We start from the raw sequence: 16,173 nt of genomic DNA, 5'->3' as shown, positions 1-16,173 counted from the left end.
AGGGACGTGGCTTTCGATGGACGCCGGACTCAAGCGTGAGCTCGAAGCGAAGGTGTACGCCGGCGAGCGGCTGACCCGCGAGGACGGGATCGCCCTCTACGACAGCGACGACCTCGCGTGGCTGGGCCGGCTGGCGCACCACCGGCGCACCGAGCTCAACGGCGACCGGGTGATGTTCAACGTCAACCGGCACCTCAACCTGACCAACGTCTGCTCCGCCTCGTGCGCGTACTGCTCGTTCCAGCGCAAGCCGGGCGAGAAGGACGCCTACACGATGCGCATCGACGAGGCGGTCCGCAAGGCCAAGGAGATGGAGGACGAGCAGCTCACCGAGCTGCACATCGTCAACGGCCTGCACCCGACCCTGCCCTGGCGCTACTACCCGAAGGTGCTGCGCGAGCTGAAGGCGGCGCTGCCGAACGTCAAGCTCAAGGCGTTCACCGCGACCGAGGTGCAGTGGTTCGAGAAGATCAGCGGCCTGAGCGCCGACGAGATCCTCGACGAGCTGATGGACGCCGGCCTGGAGTCGCTGACCGGCGGCGGCGCGGAGATCTTCGACTGGGAGGTCCGCCAGCACATCGTCGACCACGCCTGCCACTGGGAGGACTGGTCGCGCATCCACCGGCTGGCCCACACCAAGGGGATGAAGACCCCGTCGACCATGCTCTACGGCCACATCGAGGAGCCCCGGCACCGCGTCGACCACGTGCTGCGGCTGCGTGAGCTCCAGGACGAGACCGGCGGCTTCATGGTCTTCATCCCGCTGCGCTACCAGCACGACTTCGTCGACTCGGCGGACGGCAAGATCCGTAACCGGATCCAGGCCCGTACGACGATGGCCTCGCCGGCCGAGTCGCTGAAGACCTTCGCGGTCTCCCGGCTGCTCTTCGACAACGTCCCGCACGTGAAGTGCTTCTGGGTCATGCACGGGCTGTCGGTCGCCCAGCTCTCGCTGAACTTCGGCGTCGACGACCTGGACGGCTCGGTCGTGGAATACAAGATCACTCACGACGCCGACTCGTACGGCACCCCGAACACGATGCACCGGGACGACCTGCTGCACCTGATCTGGGACGCCGGCTTCCGCCCCGTCGAGCGGAACACCCGCTACGAGGTGGTCCGCGAGTACGACGCCGCCCCGTCCCTGGCCGAGCGCCGCGCCGAGCCGCAGCAGGTCTGGGCCTGAGCCGGCACGTACCCTCTGAGGCCATGACCGAGCAGCGGAGCGGGTTCCCCCGGCGGGACGCCGAGGGGCGCATCCTCACCCTGGGCGACCTGCTCGGGGTGAGCCTGGCCGGCCTCGTCATCGGCGTGCTGGCGGTGGTGTTGTTCGACTGGGCGTTCGAGCTGATCGGCGCCGGCGACTTCGGCGGCGCCAACGGCTGGCTTGCGATCATCCTGCCGGCCTGGCTGTTCTGGGACGACTTCCGCGCCTGGGAGTTCGGCGCGGCCCGGGTGGTGGCGGCCCTGGCGGCCGCCGCGGTGGGGATGGTCGCCGGGCTCGTGGTGGCCGGCCTCGCCGCCGGGCTTTCGCCGCTGCTCTCCGGCGGGCTGGGGGCGGCGACCTTCACCATCGGGTACGCGGTGGTCTGGTTCCACGGCGTCCACTGGCTGGCCCGCCGGACGGGCTGAACCTGCCGCCGGAGGTCCCGGCGGCGGAGAACGGAGTGCGGAACGTGAGCGCGGCGGTCAAGTACACGCTGGGCCGGATCGGGCTGTTCGTCGCCGTGCTGGCGGCCCTCTGGCTGGTCGAGATGAACATCTTCATCAAGCTGATGGTGGCGCTGGCCTTCTCGGCCGCGCTGTCGTTCTTCCTGCTCAAGGGCTGGCGGGACGAGATGGCCGAGGAGATGGCCACCGCCGCCGAGCGGCGCCGTGCCGAGAAGGAGCGCCTCCGCTCCGCCCTCGCCGGCGAGGATCAGGACGGGGAGACGCCGCCCAACTAGGACCTGCGCGCAGCCCTGGCGGCGTTCTGGCTGACGGGAGACGTGCAAGGCGCGTGAAGCTGGTGCACCAATGCCGCCGGGACGCTGATACCTGAGGGGCATTAAAATACCCCTGTGGTATCGGGACGAGGGAACTTGCGTCGCCGGCCGGCGTTCATGTCGCCTCGCAGATGAGTGAACGGTCGGGTCCTCCAATTTCCTATCGGCGCCGGGGTGGTGTCACCAGGTGTCGGGGTGGTCGAGGTCGCGGGCCGGCTGGTACCCGCTCAGAACCGTCGCGCCCCGGCACGGGTTGCGCCCGAACCGTCAGCCAGCGACCGGATCCGTCACCTACCACCAGCGAAGCCTCGATGAAAGGGCCAGGCTCCGACCGCACTTCGCCGCGCTGCGGGCAGGTGCCCCGGTCGGCCGAGCGGGTCGGTGGCCGGGAACGGCCGAGGGGCCCGGTCGCCGGCTGAGCCGGGCGACGCGGACCCCTCGAACGATCGGGTCGGTGTCAGGTCACCAGTTGGTGGCGCTGGCGACCTTCGGCCACGGCTTCAACGTGGGCTTGATCAGGTAGACGACGCCGCCGGAGCCGCCGGAGACGCCGCCGCTGGCGTTGGTCCGCTTGGTACGCAGCCAGATCTGCTCGAACTGCTCACGCTTGTAGACGTTGCGCACCGCCTCGTTGCTGGACGAGGCCGGGTCGTTGACGATCACGTCGCCGTCGGCGGTGAAGCCGACGACCACGAACAGGTGGCCCGAGGTGCCGTAGCCCGCCCCGTCCAGCTCGCTGGCGAGGAAGGACTGGCTGGTCACGACCGGGATCCCGGCGGCGATGAAGCGCTCCACCTCGTCCAGGGAGTGCAGCCGGGTGACCCGCGCCTCCAGGCCCGGGAAGCTGGCCGCGTACGCGGTGTTGAAGGGCCAGTTGCCGGCGCCGTCGTACTGGTAGTCGTAGACCATCCGGGCGGCGTGGTTGACCGTCGGGTCCGGGTAGGTCGGGTCGACCCAGGAGGTGTCCTCCTCGGACGCCTTGCGGCCCCAGTACTCGATCACCATGGTGGTGGAGGTGGGGGAGCACCAGGCCTGGCCGCCGCCGTCGTACTCGGGGTAGTGGCCGGTGTGGATGTTCTGCGAGTAGCGGGGCACGGCGAGTTCCTTGCCCCAGGCGATGCCGCCGGCGCTCGGCTCGACGGTGAACCGGTCGGGCACGTTGGAGCTCATCGCGCCGACGGTGTGCACGACCGGCGCGGCGCGCTGGCCGGGGGCCTTGTAGAGGGTCAGCCGCAGCTGGTACGCCCGCAGCAGCACGCCGACCGAGGCGTCGTCGATGCTGAAGGTGTCGGTCCAGATGGTCGACCAGGGGTCGCCCTGCCGGTTGACGCTGGTCCGCTTGATGTCGGCGTCGCCGGAGGCCCACCGTCCCATGACGTACCACTTGGTCTGCACGCCGGTGTTGTACGTGCCCTGCATCTCGACCTGGATCCAGGTGCCGGCCGGGGTCTGCGCGTTCCACGAGGCGATCAGCTCGGTGGCGTCGAACCCGATCTGGGTGACCGGGGAGGTCCAGGTCCCGTACTCCCAGCTCCTGGTCACGCCGGTGTGCGGGTCGGTGTAGTCGGTGGTGCCGAGCGGTCCAGCCAGCGTGACGCCGGGCCGGACGCCGGGGACGGCCCGGGTGCCGGCGTGGCTGCCGCGACGCCAGTCGGGGTAGCGCGACCAGTCCTGGAAGGTGATCTGCTCGTCGTGGACCACCGGTCGACTGGTCGACGGGGCCGCGACGGGTGCGGCGGCGACGGCGGGTGCCGCGGTGCCGAGAAGGGTGAGCGCGGTGGCGGCCGCGAGGGCGGCCGTGCGCAGGCGTGTTCTGGCCATGGGTCCTCCGCAGGGACGGACGGATCGTTGCGGGTCAGTGTCCCGCTCGGAGGGAACTTTCGCCAGAGGCCGACAGTTGGAAAATCCTTGCCGATGTGACGACCAGGATGACATGGAACAAGGCAGCGATGAATGTTGATATGACCATGCGGGCGTGGTGGAGTGTCCTCCACCGAGCGGGATCTTCTCCCGCCCCCCGAGGAGGTTGTCCATGGCCTTCCGCAACACCGCCCTCCGCCGTCGCCTGGCGGTGGCCGTAGCAGCCGGATTCGGCCTGCTCGCGGTCGCCGCCGCGCCGGCCACCGCCCGGCCGGCCCCCGACCGGGCCGACTCCGCGACGACGTCCTACCGGGTGCTCGGCCCGCGTACCGTCGACGACCGCACCGCCGTCGCCGGCACCGGCGCCGCCATCGACTTCGTCGAGCACGGCGTGCTGAACGTCTCGGCCACCCCGGCCGAGGCGGCGGCGATCACCCGGCTCGGCTTCCGGCTGGAGGCGGTCGCCGCCCCGTCGGCCGACGGGCACGACCACGCCGACGGGGACGTCGGCACGGCCGCCTTCCCGCCCGCCGACTCCAACTACCACGACTACGCCGAACTGACCGCCGTGGTGAACAAGGTGGTCGCCGACCACCCGTCGATCGCCCGGAAGATCAGCATCGGCTCCTCGTACGAGGGCCGGGACCTGATGGCGGTGAAGATCTCCGACAACGTCGCCACCGACGAGAACGAGCCGGAGATCCTGTTCAACTCGCAGCAGCACGCCCGCGAGCACCTGACCGTCGAGATGGCGATCTACCTGCTCAACCTCTTCACCGACAGCTACGGCAGCGACTCCCGGGTCACCAACATCGTGAACACCCGGGAGATCTGGATCGTGCCCACGGTCAACCCGGACGGCAGCGAGTACGACATCGCCACCGGCTCGTACCGCTCCTGGCGCAAGAACCGGCAGCCCAACAGCGGCTCGTCGTACGTCGGCACCGACCTGAACCGCAACTGGTCCTACCAGTGGGGCTGCTGCGGCGGCTCGTCCGGCTCGACCTCGTCGGACACCTACCGGGGCCCGTCGGCGTTCTCCGCGCCGGAGACCGCGGCGCTGCGCAACTTCGTCAACAGCCGGGTCGTCGGCGGCACCCAGCAGATCAAGGCCAACATCGACTTCCACACGTACTCGGAGCTGGTGCTCTGGCCGTTCGGCTACACGTACAACAACACGGCGCCGGGGATGACGACGGACCAGTACAACACCTTCGCCACCCTGGGCCAGCAGATGGCGAACACCAACGGCTACACCCCGCAGCAGTCCAGCGACCTCTACATCACCGACGGTGACAGCATCGACTGGATGTGGGGCCAGCACGGCATCTGGGCGTACACCTTCGAGATGTACCCCGGTTCGGCCGGCGGTGGCGGCTTCTACCCGCCCGACGAGGTGATCCCCGCCCAGACGTCGCGCAACCGGGAGGCGGTCCTGCTGCTCAGCGAGTACGCCGACTGCCCGTACCGGGCCATCGGCAAGGAGGCGCAGTACTGCGGCGGTGGCGGCGGCACCACGGTCTGGTCGGACACCTTCGAGACGGCCACCGGCTGGACGATCAACCCGAACGGCACCGACACCGCGACCACCGGGGCGTGGGAGCGGGGCGCCGCCCAGGCGACCAGCTCCAGCGGGGCCAAGCAGCTCACCCCGTACGCCGGCAGCAACGACCTCGTCACCGGTCGGCTGGCCGGCACGGGAGCCGGTGACTACGACGTCGACGGCGGCGTGACCAGCGCCCGGTCGCCGGCGGTGACGCTGCCGTCGAGCGGCACGCTGACCCTCTCCCTCGCCTGGTACCTGGCCCACGGCTCCAACGCGTCGGCGGCCGACTACCTGCGGGTCAGCGTGGTGCACAACGGTGGCACCACGGCCCTGTTCACCCAGTCCGGGGCGGCCACCAACCGCAACGGCGCCTGGGCGGTGTCCAACGCCAACCTCACCCCGTACGCCGGCCAGTCGGTGCGGATCCTCGTCGAGGCGGCGGACGCCTCGGGCGCGAGCCTGGTCGAGGCGGCTGTGGACAACGTCACCATCACCAGTTCCTGAACCGGGTGGGGCCCCGCCCCGCCCCCGGGCGGGGCCCCACCACCGGCCACCAGACGTCGATCCAGGGCATATCGCCGCCGTTGATGATCAACGAGCGCCGATGCGCCCCGGATCGACGAGGCACGTCCGGGGCGTGCGCTACCGTTCTACCGACCACGCGCAGCGAAGCCGGTGCGAAACCGGCGCTGTCCCGCAACTGTGATGTCCCGCCACCCCGGCCGAACGCCGGCCGCGGCGGGGACGAGCCAGGTCGCCTGCGTCCGTGGTCGCGACACGCGCTCTCGAGGAAGGGCGCCTCGCGGACGGGCGCCACCGCTCCCTGTCGGCGAAGCACCACGCTCCTCGACCGACAGGAGGACCCGTGCTCAGACGTACCCCCCGGATCTTCGCCGCGACCCTCGCGGTGGCCGCGCTCGCCCTCGGCGCCTGCGCCGAGAAGAGCTCCGACGACACCCCCGCCGCCGGCGCCAGCTCGGCCGGCGCCACCTTCCCGGCCACCGTCGGCTCGGTGACCCTCGAGAAGCGGCCCGAGAAGATCGTCTCGCTCTCCCCGACGGCCACCGAGATGCTCTTCGCCATCGGCGCCGGCAAGCAGGTCACCGCCGTCGACGACCAGTCGAACTTCCCGGCCGACGCCCCGAAGAGCGACCTCTCCGGCTTCACCCCGAACGCCGAGGCGATCGCCGGCAAGAGCCCCGACCTGGTGGTGCTCTCGGACGACCGCAACAAGATCGTCGAGCAGCTGACCACGCTGAAGATCCCGGTCTACCTCACCCCGGCGGCGACCACGCTCGACGACTCGTACCGGCAGATCACCGACCTCGGCACCCTCACCGGTCACGCAGGCGAGGCCGCCGACCTGACCAAGCGGATGAAGGACGACATCGCCAAGCTCGTCGCCGACCTGCCGAAGCGCGCCGAGAAGCTGACCTACTTCCACGAGCTGGGCCCGGAGCTCTACACGGCCACCAGCAAGACCTTCATCGGCTCGCTCTACACGATGGTGGGCCTGGAGAACATCGCCGACGCGTCCGACGCCGACGGCAAGCAGGGTGGCTACCCGCAGCTCTCCCAGGAGGTCATCGTCAAGGCCGACCCGGACTTCGTCTTCCTCGCCGACAGCAAGTGCTGCCAGCAGAGCGCCGAGACGGTCAAGGCGCGCGCCGGGTGGGCGGGCGTCACCGCCGTCAAGAACAACCAGATCGTCGCCCTCGACGACGACGTGGCCTCCCGCTGGGGTCCCCGCGTGGTGGACCTGCTCCGCGTGATCGTCGACGCGACCGCCAAGGTCCCCGCGTGAGTCGCAACCGTCCATGAGCCGCCCGCTCGTGCAGGCACCGCCCGCCCGGCCGGCCGGGACGCTCCCCGCGTCCCGGCCCGCCGGGCTGCGGCCCCGCTGGCTCCTCGCCGGCGTCGCCGCGGTGCTGGTCGCGCTGGTCGCCGGGGTGTCCCTCGGCCCGGTCAGCCTGCCGCCGGGCAGCGTCGCGGCCGAGCTGCTCAACCTCATCCCCGGCGTACGCCTCGACAGCGGGCTGACCGAGCGTGAGATCGCCATCGTCACCGAGCTGCGGCTGCCCCGGGCGGTGCTCGGCTTGCTGGTCGGCGGGCTGCTGGCCCTGGCCGGCGGCTGCTACCAGGGGGTGTTCCGCAACCCGCTGGCCGACCCGTACCTGCTCGGGGTGGCGGCCGGGGCCGGGCTCGCCGTCACCGCGGTGATCACCCTCGGCGCCGGGACGGCCGGCGCGCTCACCGGGCTGCCGCTCACCATCCCGCTGGCCGCGTTCGTCGGCTCGATCGGCGCCGTGGCGATGACCTACCTGCTGGGCGCCTCCGGCGGGCGCGGACGCTCCACGGCCACCTTGATCCTCGCCGGGGTGGCCGTCTCCGCGTTCCTCTCGGCCGGGCAGACCTACCTGCTGCAACGCAACTCCGACAGCATCCAGCAGGTCTACTCGTGGCTGCTCGGGCGGCTCGCCACCGCCGGCTGGCACGACGTTCGGCTGGTGCTGCCGTACTTCCTGCTCACCGCCCTGGTGGTGCTGCTGCACCGGCGGGAGCTCGACGTGCTCTCCGTCGGCGACGACGAGGCCGCGAGCCTCGGGCTTCACCCGCAGCGGTCCCGCTACCTGCTCATCGCCGCCGCCTCGCTCGGCACCGCCGCCGCCGTCTCCGCGTCCGGCCTGATCGGCTTCGTCGGGATCATCGTGCCGCACACCGTCCGGCTGCTCGCCGGGTCGAGCTACCGGGTGATCCTGCCGCTGTCGCTGCTCTTCGGCGGCGCCTTCCTGGCCCTGACCGACGTGGTGGCCCGCACCGTCGCCGCCCCGTCGGAGATCCCGATCGGCGTGGTCACCGCGCTGCTCGGCGGCCCGTTCTTCGTCCTGGTCCTGCGTACCTCCCGCCGGGTGCTCGGGTGAGCGCGCGGCGCGTGCCGGCCGCGCGGCCGGCGGACGGTGGGGCCGTGCGGTCCTCCGACGCGGCCGCCGTGGCCGCCGTCGAGGTGCGCGACCTGCACGTACGCCTGGACGGCACGCCCATCCTGGCCGGCGTCGACCTGACCGTCGCCGCCGGCGAGTGGGTGACCGTGATCGGCCCGAACGGCGCCGGGAAGTCGACCCTGCTGCGCGCCGTCGGCGGCCTGCTGCCCGCGTCGGGCGCCGTCTCCCTCTTCGGTACGCCCAGCGAGGCGCTGCGCCGCCGCGACCGCGCCCGGGTGGTCGCCACGGTGGCCCAGTCCCCGGTCGTGCCGGCCGGCATGTCGGTGTTCGACTACGTGCTGCTGGGCCGCACCCCCTACATCGCGCCGCTGGGCCGGGAGTCCACCGCCGACCTGGCCGCCGCCCACGAGGTGCTCGACGGGCTGGACCTGGCCGGTTTCCACGACCGGGAGCTGGCCACCCTCTCCGGCGGCGAGCGGCAGCGGGTCTTCCTGGCCCGCGCGCTGGCCCAGGGCGCGACCCTGCTGCTGCTGGACGAGCCGATCAGCGCGCTGGACATCGGCCACCAGCAGGAGGTGCTGGAGCTGGTCGACCGGCTGCGCCGCGAGCACGGCCTGACGGTGCTCGCCACCATGCACGACCTCTCCATCGCCGGCGAGTACGCCGACCGCATGGTGCTGCTGGCCGAGGGCCGGGTGGTGGCGGCCGGCACCCCCCGCGAGGTGCTCACCGAGCAGCTCCTCGCCACCTGGTACCGCGCCACCGTCCGCGTCGTCGACGGCGACCACGGCCCCCTGGTGGTCCCGATCCGCCCTCGTCGCTGACCGTCCTGCCCCGCGCGGGTGGGGATGGTCAGGGGCGGGTGAGGACGTTGAAGAGGGCGCCGTGGGGGTCGCGCAGGGCGGCGAAGCGGCCCGCCGGGGTGGTCTGGGGCGGGACCAGGATCGTGCCGCCGAGTTCGGCGGCGCGGGCGGCGGCCGCGTCGGCGTCGGCCACGGCGAAGTGCACCGACCAGTACGCGGGCGTGTCCGCCGGGAACCCGTCGCCGAGCGGCGGCACCATGCCGGCCACGATCCGGGTGCCGAGCCGCCAGCCGGTGTACGTGACCGGGCCCGCCCGCTGGTCGTCCGGGTGCCAGCCGAAGACCAGCTCGTAGAAGACCTTGGCACCCTCCGGATCGGGGGTGACCAGCTCGGTCCAGGTGAGCGCCCCCGGGACGTCGAACACCTCGGCGCCGGGCATCGCCATCGGCTGCCAGACGCTGAACGCCGCCCCGGCCGGGTCGGCGAAGACCGCCATCCGGCCCTGGTCGAAGACCTCGAACGGGGGCACCACGACCTGGCCGCCGGCCCGCTCGACCCGGCCGGCGACCAGGTCCGCGTCGTCGGTCGCCAGGTACGTGGACCAGATCGGCACCTGGTCGGGGACGGCCGGCGGACCCGCGCCCGCCACGGCCCGCCCGTCGAGCAGGAAGACGGTGTAGCCGCCGGCCTCGGGCTCCGGGTCGATCCGGCCGGTCCAGCCGAACAGTTCGGGATAGAACCGGCGCGCCTCGGCGAGCCCGGGGGTGGCGAGGTCGGCCCAGCAGGGTGTGCCCGGCGGGACGGTGCTCACGACGACCCCTCTCGGCGGGGGACGGCCACGCCGGCACGCCCCTGCCGGAATCGTGGCACCGACCCGCCGCGTCACGGGGCGGATCGGACGAATCGTCAGCTGAACCGTCGACCCTCGTCGCGCCGGTACGCCCACCCGGCCAGCACCGCCAGCAGCACCACCCAGACCCCGAGCATGACCATCGACAGCGGGTCGACCGGGTAGTCGCCGGTCGCCGCCCACATCAGCTCCACCGCGCCCCGGGTCGGCAGGAACGGCGCGACGGCCTCGACGAACCCGGGCGCCTGGTCCGGGGCGGAGAGCAGGCCGCCCCCGAAGGCGAGGGGGAAGAAGACGACCTGCGCCACCACGATCGCCGCCTTGCTCGGCATCGAGTAGCCGATGGCGAGCCCCAGCAGCGTGAACGGCACCGAGATCACCGTGACGGTCGCCAGGGCCAGCAGGAACGCGGGTGCGCTGATCCGCGCCTCGGTGAGCGTGGCCCCGATCACCACCACCGGGACCAGGGAGAGGTAGGTGAGCGCCAGCCCGGCCAGCACCCGCCCGGCGAAGCGCGGCGCGGGGCCCGCCGGCAGGGTGCGGGTGTACGGGTTCCAGGGCTGGTCGCGGTCCTCGGCGACCCCGACGCCGTACTGGAAGACGTTCGCGCTCATCACCGAGAAAGTGACCATGGCGGCGGTGGCGTACGTGGCGGCGACCGGGTCCTTCCCGGCGAACGGCACCACGAAGAAGAGCATCGCCACGGCGGGGAAGAAGGCGCTGCCGACGACGGCGACCGGGATGCGGACCGTCTCCAGGAGCTGGTAGCGGGCGTGGACGAGGGCGAGGCGCATGGCTGATCCGTTCCCTCAGGCGGTGGCCGGCGGGCCGGCCACGGCGGCCGTCGGACGGCCGGGTTCCGAGCCCGGTGCGGCGGTGATGGCGAGGAACGCCTCCTCCAACGAGGTGGGGCGTACCTCCAGGTCGGCGAACGCGACCCCGGCGGTGACCAGGGCCCGCACCAGCTCGTCGGCGTCGGTGGTGAGCAGGTGGGTGCGCCCGTCGACCCGCTCGGTGCGGACCACACCGGGCAGCGCGGGCAGCTCGTCGGCGACCAGGCTGACCCGGCGTACGCCGACGATCCCCCGGATCGCGTCGACCGTGTCGTCGGCCAGCACCCGGCCGTGCCCGATGACCACCACCCGCCGGGCCAGCGCCTCGACCTCCTCCAGGTAGTGGCTGCTCAGCAGCACGGTGCCGCCGTCGTCGTGGAACGCCCGGATCGCCTCCCACAGGGTGTGCCGCGCCGCGACGTCCAGCCCGGTGGTCGGCTCGTCGAGCAGCACCAGCCGGGGCCGGCCGACGAAGGCGAGCGCCACCGCGAGCCGGCGGCGTTGCCCGCCGGAGAGGCCGCCGGTCTGCCGCCGGGCCAGCTCGCCCAGGCCGAAGCGGTCGAGCAGCTCGCCCCGGGGGACCGGGTCGGGGTGGTGGGCGGCGACGAAGTCCACGACCTCGCCGACCCGCAGCGTGCCGGGCAGGCCCGTCTCCTGCGGGGTGACCCCGATCTGCCGCCGGCTCGCCGGGTCGCGCGGGTCGCCGCCGAACAGCTCGACCCGGCCGGCGGTGGGCCGGCGCAGCCCGACGAGCAGGTTCAGCAGGGTGCTCTTGCCCGCCCCGTTGGGGCCGAGCAGGCCGACCAACTCACCGGCGGAGACCTCCAGGTCGACCCGGTCGAGGGCGAGCACGTCGCCGTAGCGGCGGCTGACCGCCTCGGCGCGGGCGAGGATCACGGGACGCTCGTCGAGGGTGTCACGGACACCTGTCTACCGCCCCGGCGCAAGTCGCCGGTCACCCGAGCGGCGCGGGCAGCGGCCGGGCGTGCAGCACGGCGAGCCGGGAGACCGCCCGGGTGAGCACCACGTAGAGCCGGTGCAGGCCGCGCGGTTCGGCGGCCACGATCGCCGCCGGCTCGACGACGATGACGTGGTCGTACTCCAGGCCCTTGACCAGGGTCGCGGGCACGACCGTGACGCGCGCCGTGGCGGCCGGCTCGTCGACGGTCGCGGTGTCGACGCCGGCGGCGTCCAGCGCCGCCCGCAGGTCGCCGACCGCGTCGTCGGCGGCGATCACCGCCACCGAGCCGTCGAACGCCAGCGCCGCGCGCACCTCGGCCACCGTCGCGGCGGCCAGGTCGTCGACGGTACGCACGTCGAGCGCGCCGTCGCGGCGCAGCGACTCGGCCGGGGGCACGTCGACGGCGAGAGCCGGCAGCAGCCGGTTGGCGAAAGCGACGACGGCGGCGGGCACCCGGAAGCCGACCGTCAGCGGCACCACGACGGCGTCCGGCTTGCCGAGGTGGCGCAGGGAATCCCGCCAGTCGGCGGCGGCCCACGGGGCGGTGCCCTGGGCCAGGTCGCCGAGGAGGGTGATCGACCCGTGTTCGCTGCGCCGGGCGATCACGCGGCACTGCATCGGGGACAGGTCCTGCGCCTCGTCGACGACGACGTGCCCGAAGCCGCCCGGCCGCTCGATGAGCCCGGCCGCCTCGTCGATCAGCACGGCGTCGGCCGCCGTCCACTTCGTGGCCTTCGGCGTACGCCCGAGCTTCGTGCCGGCCGGGGCGGGGCGTCGCGCCGACGCGCGCGCCGGTTCCGTGGCGCCGACCGCCGTCGGGTCGGCCGCGCCGGCCGGGGTGGCGAGCCCGCGCAGCCGCGCCTGCTCCTCGGCGTCGAGCAGCCCGTCCGCCGCGGCGGCGAGCCGCTGCGGGTCGCCGAGCAGGGCGTGCACCAGCCCTTCCGGGGTGAGCGCCGGCCAGACCGCGTCGAGGAAGGCGGTGACCGGGGTGGCCTTGCCCATCCGGCGCAGCCAGGCGTCGCTCGGGGACTCGGCGCGCCGCGCCTCGGCCTGCCGTTGCAGCAGCGCCACCACTCTGGCCCGGACGCGCTCGCGGCCCGTGGCGTACGGCAGCCGCTCCCGGCGGGTCTCCTCGACGACCCGGTGCAGCGGGTCCAGCCCGATGCGCCAGCGGAACGAGCCGTCCGACACCATGATCGGCTCGGCCGGCTCGCCGATGTACGCGTCGACCGCCCGGCGCAGCACCTCGGCCATCCGGGCGTCGTGCTTGACCGCGGCCACCGCCGGGTCGTCGACGGCCCGCACCGGCACCCGGGCGACCAGGTCCTCCACCGTGGCCTGTTCGACCTCCACCTCGCCGAGCGCCGGCAGCACCGCCGCGATGTACGACAGGAAGGTGCGGTTCGGCCCCACGATCAGCACGCCGGAGCGGCGCAGCCGTTCCCGGTGCAGGTAGAGCAGGTACGCGGCCCGGTGCAGGCCGACGGCCGTCTTGCCGGTGCCCGGGGCGCCCTGCACGCAGATGGAGTCGGCTAGGTCGGCCCGGACCAGCTCGTCCTGCTCCGGCTGGATGGTGGCCACGATGTCGCGCATCGGTCCGACGCGCGGCCGTTCGATCTCGGCGGTCAGGATGCGGCTGGCCGTGCCCAGTTCCTCACCCCGGTCGAGGCGCTCGTCCTCGAAACTGGTCAGCGTCCCGTTGCTGAACCCGAAGCGGCGCCGTACCGCCACGCCCTGCGGGTCGCGGGCGCTCGCCCGGTAGAACGACCGGGAGACCGGCGCCCGCCAGTCCAGCACCAGCGGCTCGCCCCGGTCGTCGGTGACGTGCCGCCGGCCGACGTGGTAGCGCCGTCCGGCGTGGTCCGCGTGCCACCCGTCGGTTCCGTCGTCGGGGTCCCCGGGGCGGTCGTCGTCGGCGGGTGGGGCGCCGGTCGCCGGGCCGAAGTCGAGGCGTCCGAAGAAGAGCGGCGTGGTGGGGTCGTCGGCGAGTTCGGCGACCCGGCGGGCCAGGGTGCGCCCGAGCGTCTCGGCCGCGTACGCGTCGCCGGCCACCTGGTCGCCGGTGGAGAAGAGGGCCTCGGCGCGTTGCCGCATCTGGGCCAGGGCCGCCCGGGAGGTGGCGAGGTGCTGGCGCTCGGCGGCGAGGTCGGCATCGAGGTCGAGGTCGAGTGCGGTCACGGTGGATCCCATCGGGTCATCTGCCGATCGCTCGCGTGTCCGGCGGGCGGATGGCCGGCCCCCGGCGCGGGACGTCCGATGCGGTGGTCACTCTCACCATGGCCGTCAGCGGCCTGACATTTTACGCGCCCGGCGCGGCACGCTCCACCGGATTTCGCCCGTGGCGCCGCCGCCGGGCGAACCCCCGGTACTGCCCGGCCGGCGGCCCACGCGGGCGGGCGACCAGGAATCATGGGCGCATGACGGAGGCGCGTCCCGAACAGCGCCGGATGACGGTCAGCGACCCGCAGGTGATGCGGGCGCTGGCCCATCCGGCCCGAATCGCGATCATGGAACACCTGGGCGTGGTGGAGGGCGGCGCGACCGCCACCGAGTGCGCGGAGGTCGCCGGGCTGTCGCCGAGCGCGACCAGCTACCACCTCCGGGCGCTGGCGAAGTCGGGCCTGGTGGAGCAGGCGCCGAGCCGGGGGGACGCGCGCGAGCGGCTGTGGCGCACGGTCGGCCGGAGCCTGATGGTCGACGCGGGTCGCTCCGCCGGCCCCGATGCGCGCGCCGCCGAGGAAGCGCTGGTGGAGGCACACGCGGCCCGCGACATGCAGCGGACGCGGGACTGGTTGCGCCGCGCCGGTGACGAGCCCGCCGAGTGGTACGACGTCGCGTTGTTCAGCGACACCCTGCTGCTGCTCACCGCCGACGAACTGGCCGGGCTGAACGAGGCGGTCAGCGCGTTGTTCGAGCCGTACCGGCAGCGCAACCGGCAGGCCGATCCGCCGGCCGGGGCGCGCACGGTGGCGGTGCAGTACCGGACGGTGCCGCTGGCGTAGGAGGGGTTGCCCCGCGCAGTTGTGAAGGATTATTTTCGAAGTATGTCCTTCATGGCTGACGGATCGCGCTGGTCCGACGTCTGGCTCGCCGCCGGCGCGCGCGGCACCTCGATGTGCGGCGACTTCCTCGCCGCCACCGCCCTGGCGCTCGCGCTCCAGGCCGCCGGGGCCGGCGGCCTCGCCGTCTCCGGACTGCTGCTGGCGGCCACCCTCCCGCTGGTGGTGCTCGCCCCGCTCACCGGACGGCTCGCCGACCGGGTGGACAGCCGTACGCTGCTGGTCACCGCCGGCCTGGCGCAGGCCGGCGTCTGCGCCCTGCTCGCCTTCGCCGAGCACCCGGCCCTGATCGTCGGGCTCGTCGCGCTGCTCGCCTGCGGGCTCGCCGTGACCCAGCCCTGCCTGGCGGCCCTGCTGCCGGCGATGGTGCGCCCCGCCGACCTGCCCCGGGCCAGCGCGATCAGCCAGACGGCCAGCACCCTGGGCGCGCTGGCCGGCCCGGTGCTCGCCGGGCTTCTGGTCGGGCAGTTCGGCACGCGCGTACCGCTGCTCATCGACGCTGGGAGCTACCTCGCGCTGGTGGTCGCGGGGCTGCTGCTGCGCACCCGCCGGGGCGGCCGACGGGCCGCCGCCACACCCGCGCGCGGGGTCGAGGGCGCCCCGGCGTGGCGGCTGCGTCGCGACCCGCTGCTGCTGGTCGTCGTCCTCGGCACGGCCGCGGTCATCACGGCCGTGGGCGGCATCAACGTGATCGAGGTCTTCTTCATCCGGGAGACCCTGGGCGGCACGCCCACCACGTACGGGTTGGTCGGTGCCGCCTGGATGGCGGGGATGCTGCCGGGCAGCTGGCTCTGCGCCCGGCTCGCCCACCGCCTCAGCGACGACGCCGCCCTGGTGTACGGGGTGCTGACGACGCTCGGTGGCATCTGCCTGACGGTGATCGTCGCCGCCGCCGTGCCCACGGCCGCGCTGCTGGTCCCGCTCTGGCTGGTCGCGGGCGCGGCGAACGGCGGGGAGAACGTCTTCGCCAACCTGCTCACCGCCCGGCGCGTGCCGGAGGTGTCGCGCGGCCGGGCGTACGCCCTCTACGGCGCGGCGGTGCAGGGCGGCTCGATGGGCGGCTACCTGATCGGGGGCGCCCTGCTGGCCCTGCTGGCGCCGCGCCCCCTGATCGCGGGCGCCGGCGTGGCCGGCCTGCTGGTGGTGGCGGCGTTCGTGCCGGTCGTCGTCCGGTCCGTCCGCCGTGCCCGGGCGACCGGCGCCCCAGCCGGATCGGGGGCACCCGGGCACGGCGGGCCGGTCGAGGGGCGGGAGGAGGGGCCGGCGGCGGATGCGGGGTTGGCCACTCCCGCCCCGGCCCGCTGAGCCACCGGGCGGTGGCGGGGATACGGTCG

At 73.6% G+C, this 16,173-nt stretch carries 14 protein-coding genes and 1 riboswitch; of the genes, 9 read left to right on the top strand and 5 right to left on the bottom strand.

The window, feature by feature from the left end; translation table 11 throughout:
- The first annotated feature begins 16 nt into the window (after nt 1–16).
- Genes mqnE through GA0070610_RS25935 form a run of 3 tightly spaced genes read left to right on the top strand, consistent with a single transcriptional unit; the run spans nt 17 to nt 1,946 of the window.
- Entirely contained in the window at nt 17–1,186 is a 1,170-nt protein-coding gene (gene mqnE, locus GA0070610_RS25945; protein WP_089002460.1) for an aminofutalosine synthase MqnE, read from the top strand.
- 23 nt (nt 1,187–1,209) lie between these two features.
- Complete coding sequence (locus tag GA0070610_RS25940; RefSeq protein ID WP_089002459.1) at nt 1,210–1,632, top strand: hypothetical protein; 423 nt, start codon at nt 1,210–1,212, stop codon at nt 1,630–1,632.
- A gap of 44 nt (nt 1,633–1,676) precedes the next feature.
- The gene (locus tag GA0070610_RS25935) at nt 1,677–1,946 is read left to right on the top strand and encodes a DUF4229 domain-containing protein (protein WP_089003746.1); all 270 of its coding nucleotides are present in this window, start codon (nt 1,677–1,679) and stop codon (nt 1,944–1,946) included.
- 501 nt (nt 1,947–2,447) lie between these two features.
- Here the strand turns inward: GA0070610_RS25935 and GA0070610_RS25930 are convergent.
- Complete coding sequence (locus GA0070610_RS25930; protein WP_089002458.1) at nt 2,448–3,806, bottom strand: C39 family peptidase; 1,359 nt, start codon at nt 3,804–3,806, stop codon at nt 2,448–2,450.
- Between the two features lie 211 nt (nt 3,807–4,017).
- Here GA0070610_RS25930 and GA0070610_RS25925 point away from each other — a divergent pair, with 211 nt between their 5' ends.
- The 4 genes from GA0070610_RS25925 (at nt 4,018) to GA0070610_RS25910 (ending at nt 9,157) form a co-directional block, all read left to right on the top strand.
- Nucleotides 4,018–5,895, top strand: a complete 1,878-nt coding sequence (locus GA0070610_RS25925; protein ID WP_089002457.1) for a M14 family zinc carboxypeptidase — start codon at nt 4,018–4,020, stop codon at nt 5,893–5,895.
- Nucleotides 5,896–6,062: 167 nt separating this feature from the next.
- A riboswitch (cobalamin riboswitch) is annotated at nt 6,063–6,145 on the top strand.
- Between the two features lie 111 nt (nt 6,146–6,256).
- Complete coding sequence (locus GA0070610_RS25920) at nt 6,257–7,195, top strand: ABC transporter substrate-binding protein (protein WP_089002456.1); 939 nt, start codon at nt 6,257–6,259, stop codon at nt 7,193–7,195.
- Between the two features lie 13 nt (nt 7,196–7,208).
- Entirely contained in the window at nt 7,209–8,312 is a 1,104-nt protein-coding gene (locus GA0070610_RS25915; RefSeq protein WP_089002455.1) for a FecCD family ABC transporter permease, read from the top strand.
- A gap of 68 nt (nt 8,313–8,380) precedes the next feature.
- Nucleotides 8,381–9,157 (top strand): ABC transporter ATP-binding protein, encoded by a 777-nt coding sequence (locus tag GA0070610_RS25910; RefSeq protein ID WP_089003745.1) that lies wholly within the window; start codon nt 8,381–8,383, stop codon nt 9,155–9,157.
- A 28-nt stretch (nt 9,158–9,185) separates the two neighbouring features.
- Here the strand turns inward: GA0070610_RS25910 and GA0070610_RS25905 are convergent, their stop codons facing one another.
- From GA0070610_RS25905 to GA0070610_RS25890, 4 genes are all read right to left on the bottom strand, one after another.
- Nucleotides 9,186–9,947, bottom strand: a complete 762-nt coding sequence (locus tag GA0070610_RS25905) for a VOC family protein (protein ID WP_089002454.1) — start codon at nt 9,945–9,947, stop codon at nt 9,186–9,188.
- A gap of 95 nt (nt 9,948–10,042) precedes the next feature.
- Nucleotides 10,043–10,780, bottom strand: coding sequence for an ABC transporter permease (locus tag GA0070610_RS25900; protein ID WP_089002453.1), 738 nt, complete (start codon nt 10,778–10,780; stop codon nt 10,043–10,045).
- 15 nt (nt 10,781–10,795) lie between these two features.
- Nucleotides 10,796–11,716: an ABC transporter ATP-binding protein gene (locus GA0070610_RS25895; protein ID WP_089002452.1), complete on the bottom strand. Its 921-nt coding sequence runs from the start codon at nt 11,714–11,716 to the stop codon at nt 10,796–10,798.
- A gap of 58 nt (nt 11,717–11,774) precedes the next feature.
- Entirely contained in the window at nt 11,775–13,958 is a 2,184-nt protein-coding gene (locus GA0070610_RS25890; RefSeq protein WP_231925813.1) for a HelD family protein, read from the bottom strand.
- Nucleotides 13,959–14,197: 239 nt separating this feature from the next.
- Here GA0070610_RS25890 and GA0070610_RS25885 point away from each other — a divergent pair, with 239 nt between their 5' ends.
- Together GA0070610_RS25885 and GA0070610_RS25880 are read left to right on the top strand one after the other, a co-directional pair.
- Entirely contained in the window at nt 14,198–14,782 is a 585-nt protein-coding gene (locus tag GA0070610_RS25885; protein WP_089002450.1) for a winged helix-turn-helix domain-containing protein, read from the top strand.
- Nucleotides 14,783–14,824: 42 nt separating this feature from the next.
- The gene (locus GA0070610_RS25880; protein ID WP_089002449.1) at nt 14,825–16,144 is read left to right on the top strand and encodes an MFS transporter; all 1,320 of its coding nucleotides are present in this window, start codon (nt 14,825–14,827) and stop codon (nt 16,142–16,144) included.
- Nucleotides 16,145–16,173 lie beyond the last annotated feature (29 nt).

Source organism: Micromonospora echinofusca, assembly GCF_900091445.1.
GTDB classification, from domain to species: Bacteria; Actinomycetota; Actinomycetes; order Mycobacteriales; family Micromonosporaceae; genus Micromonospora; species Micromonospora echinofusca.
Note: the sequence above shows the minus strand (reverse complement) of the source record. Positions and strands in the feature narration are given on the sequence as shown.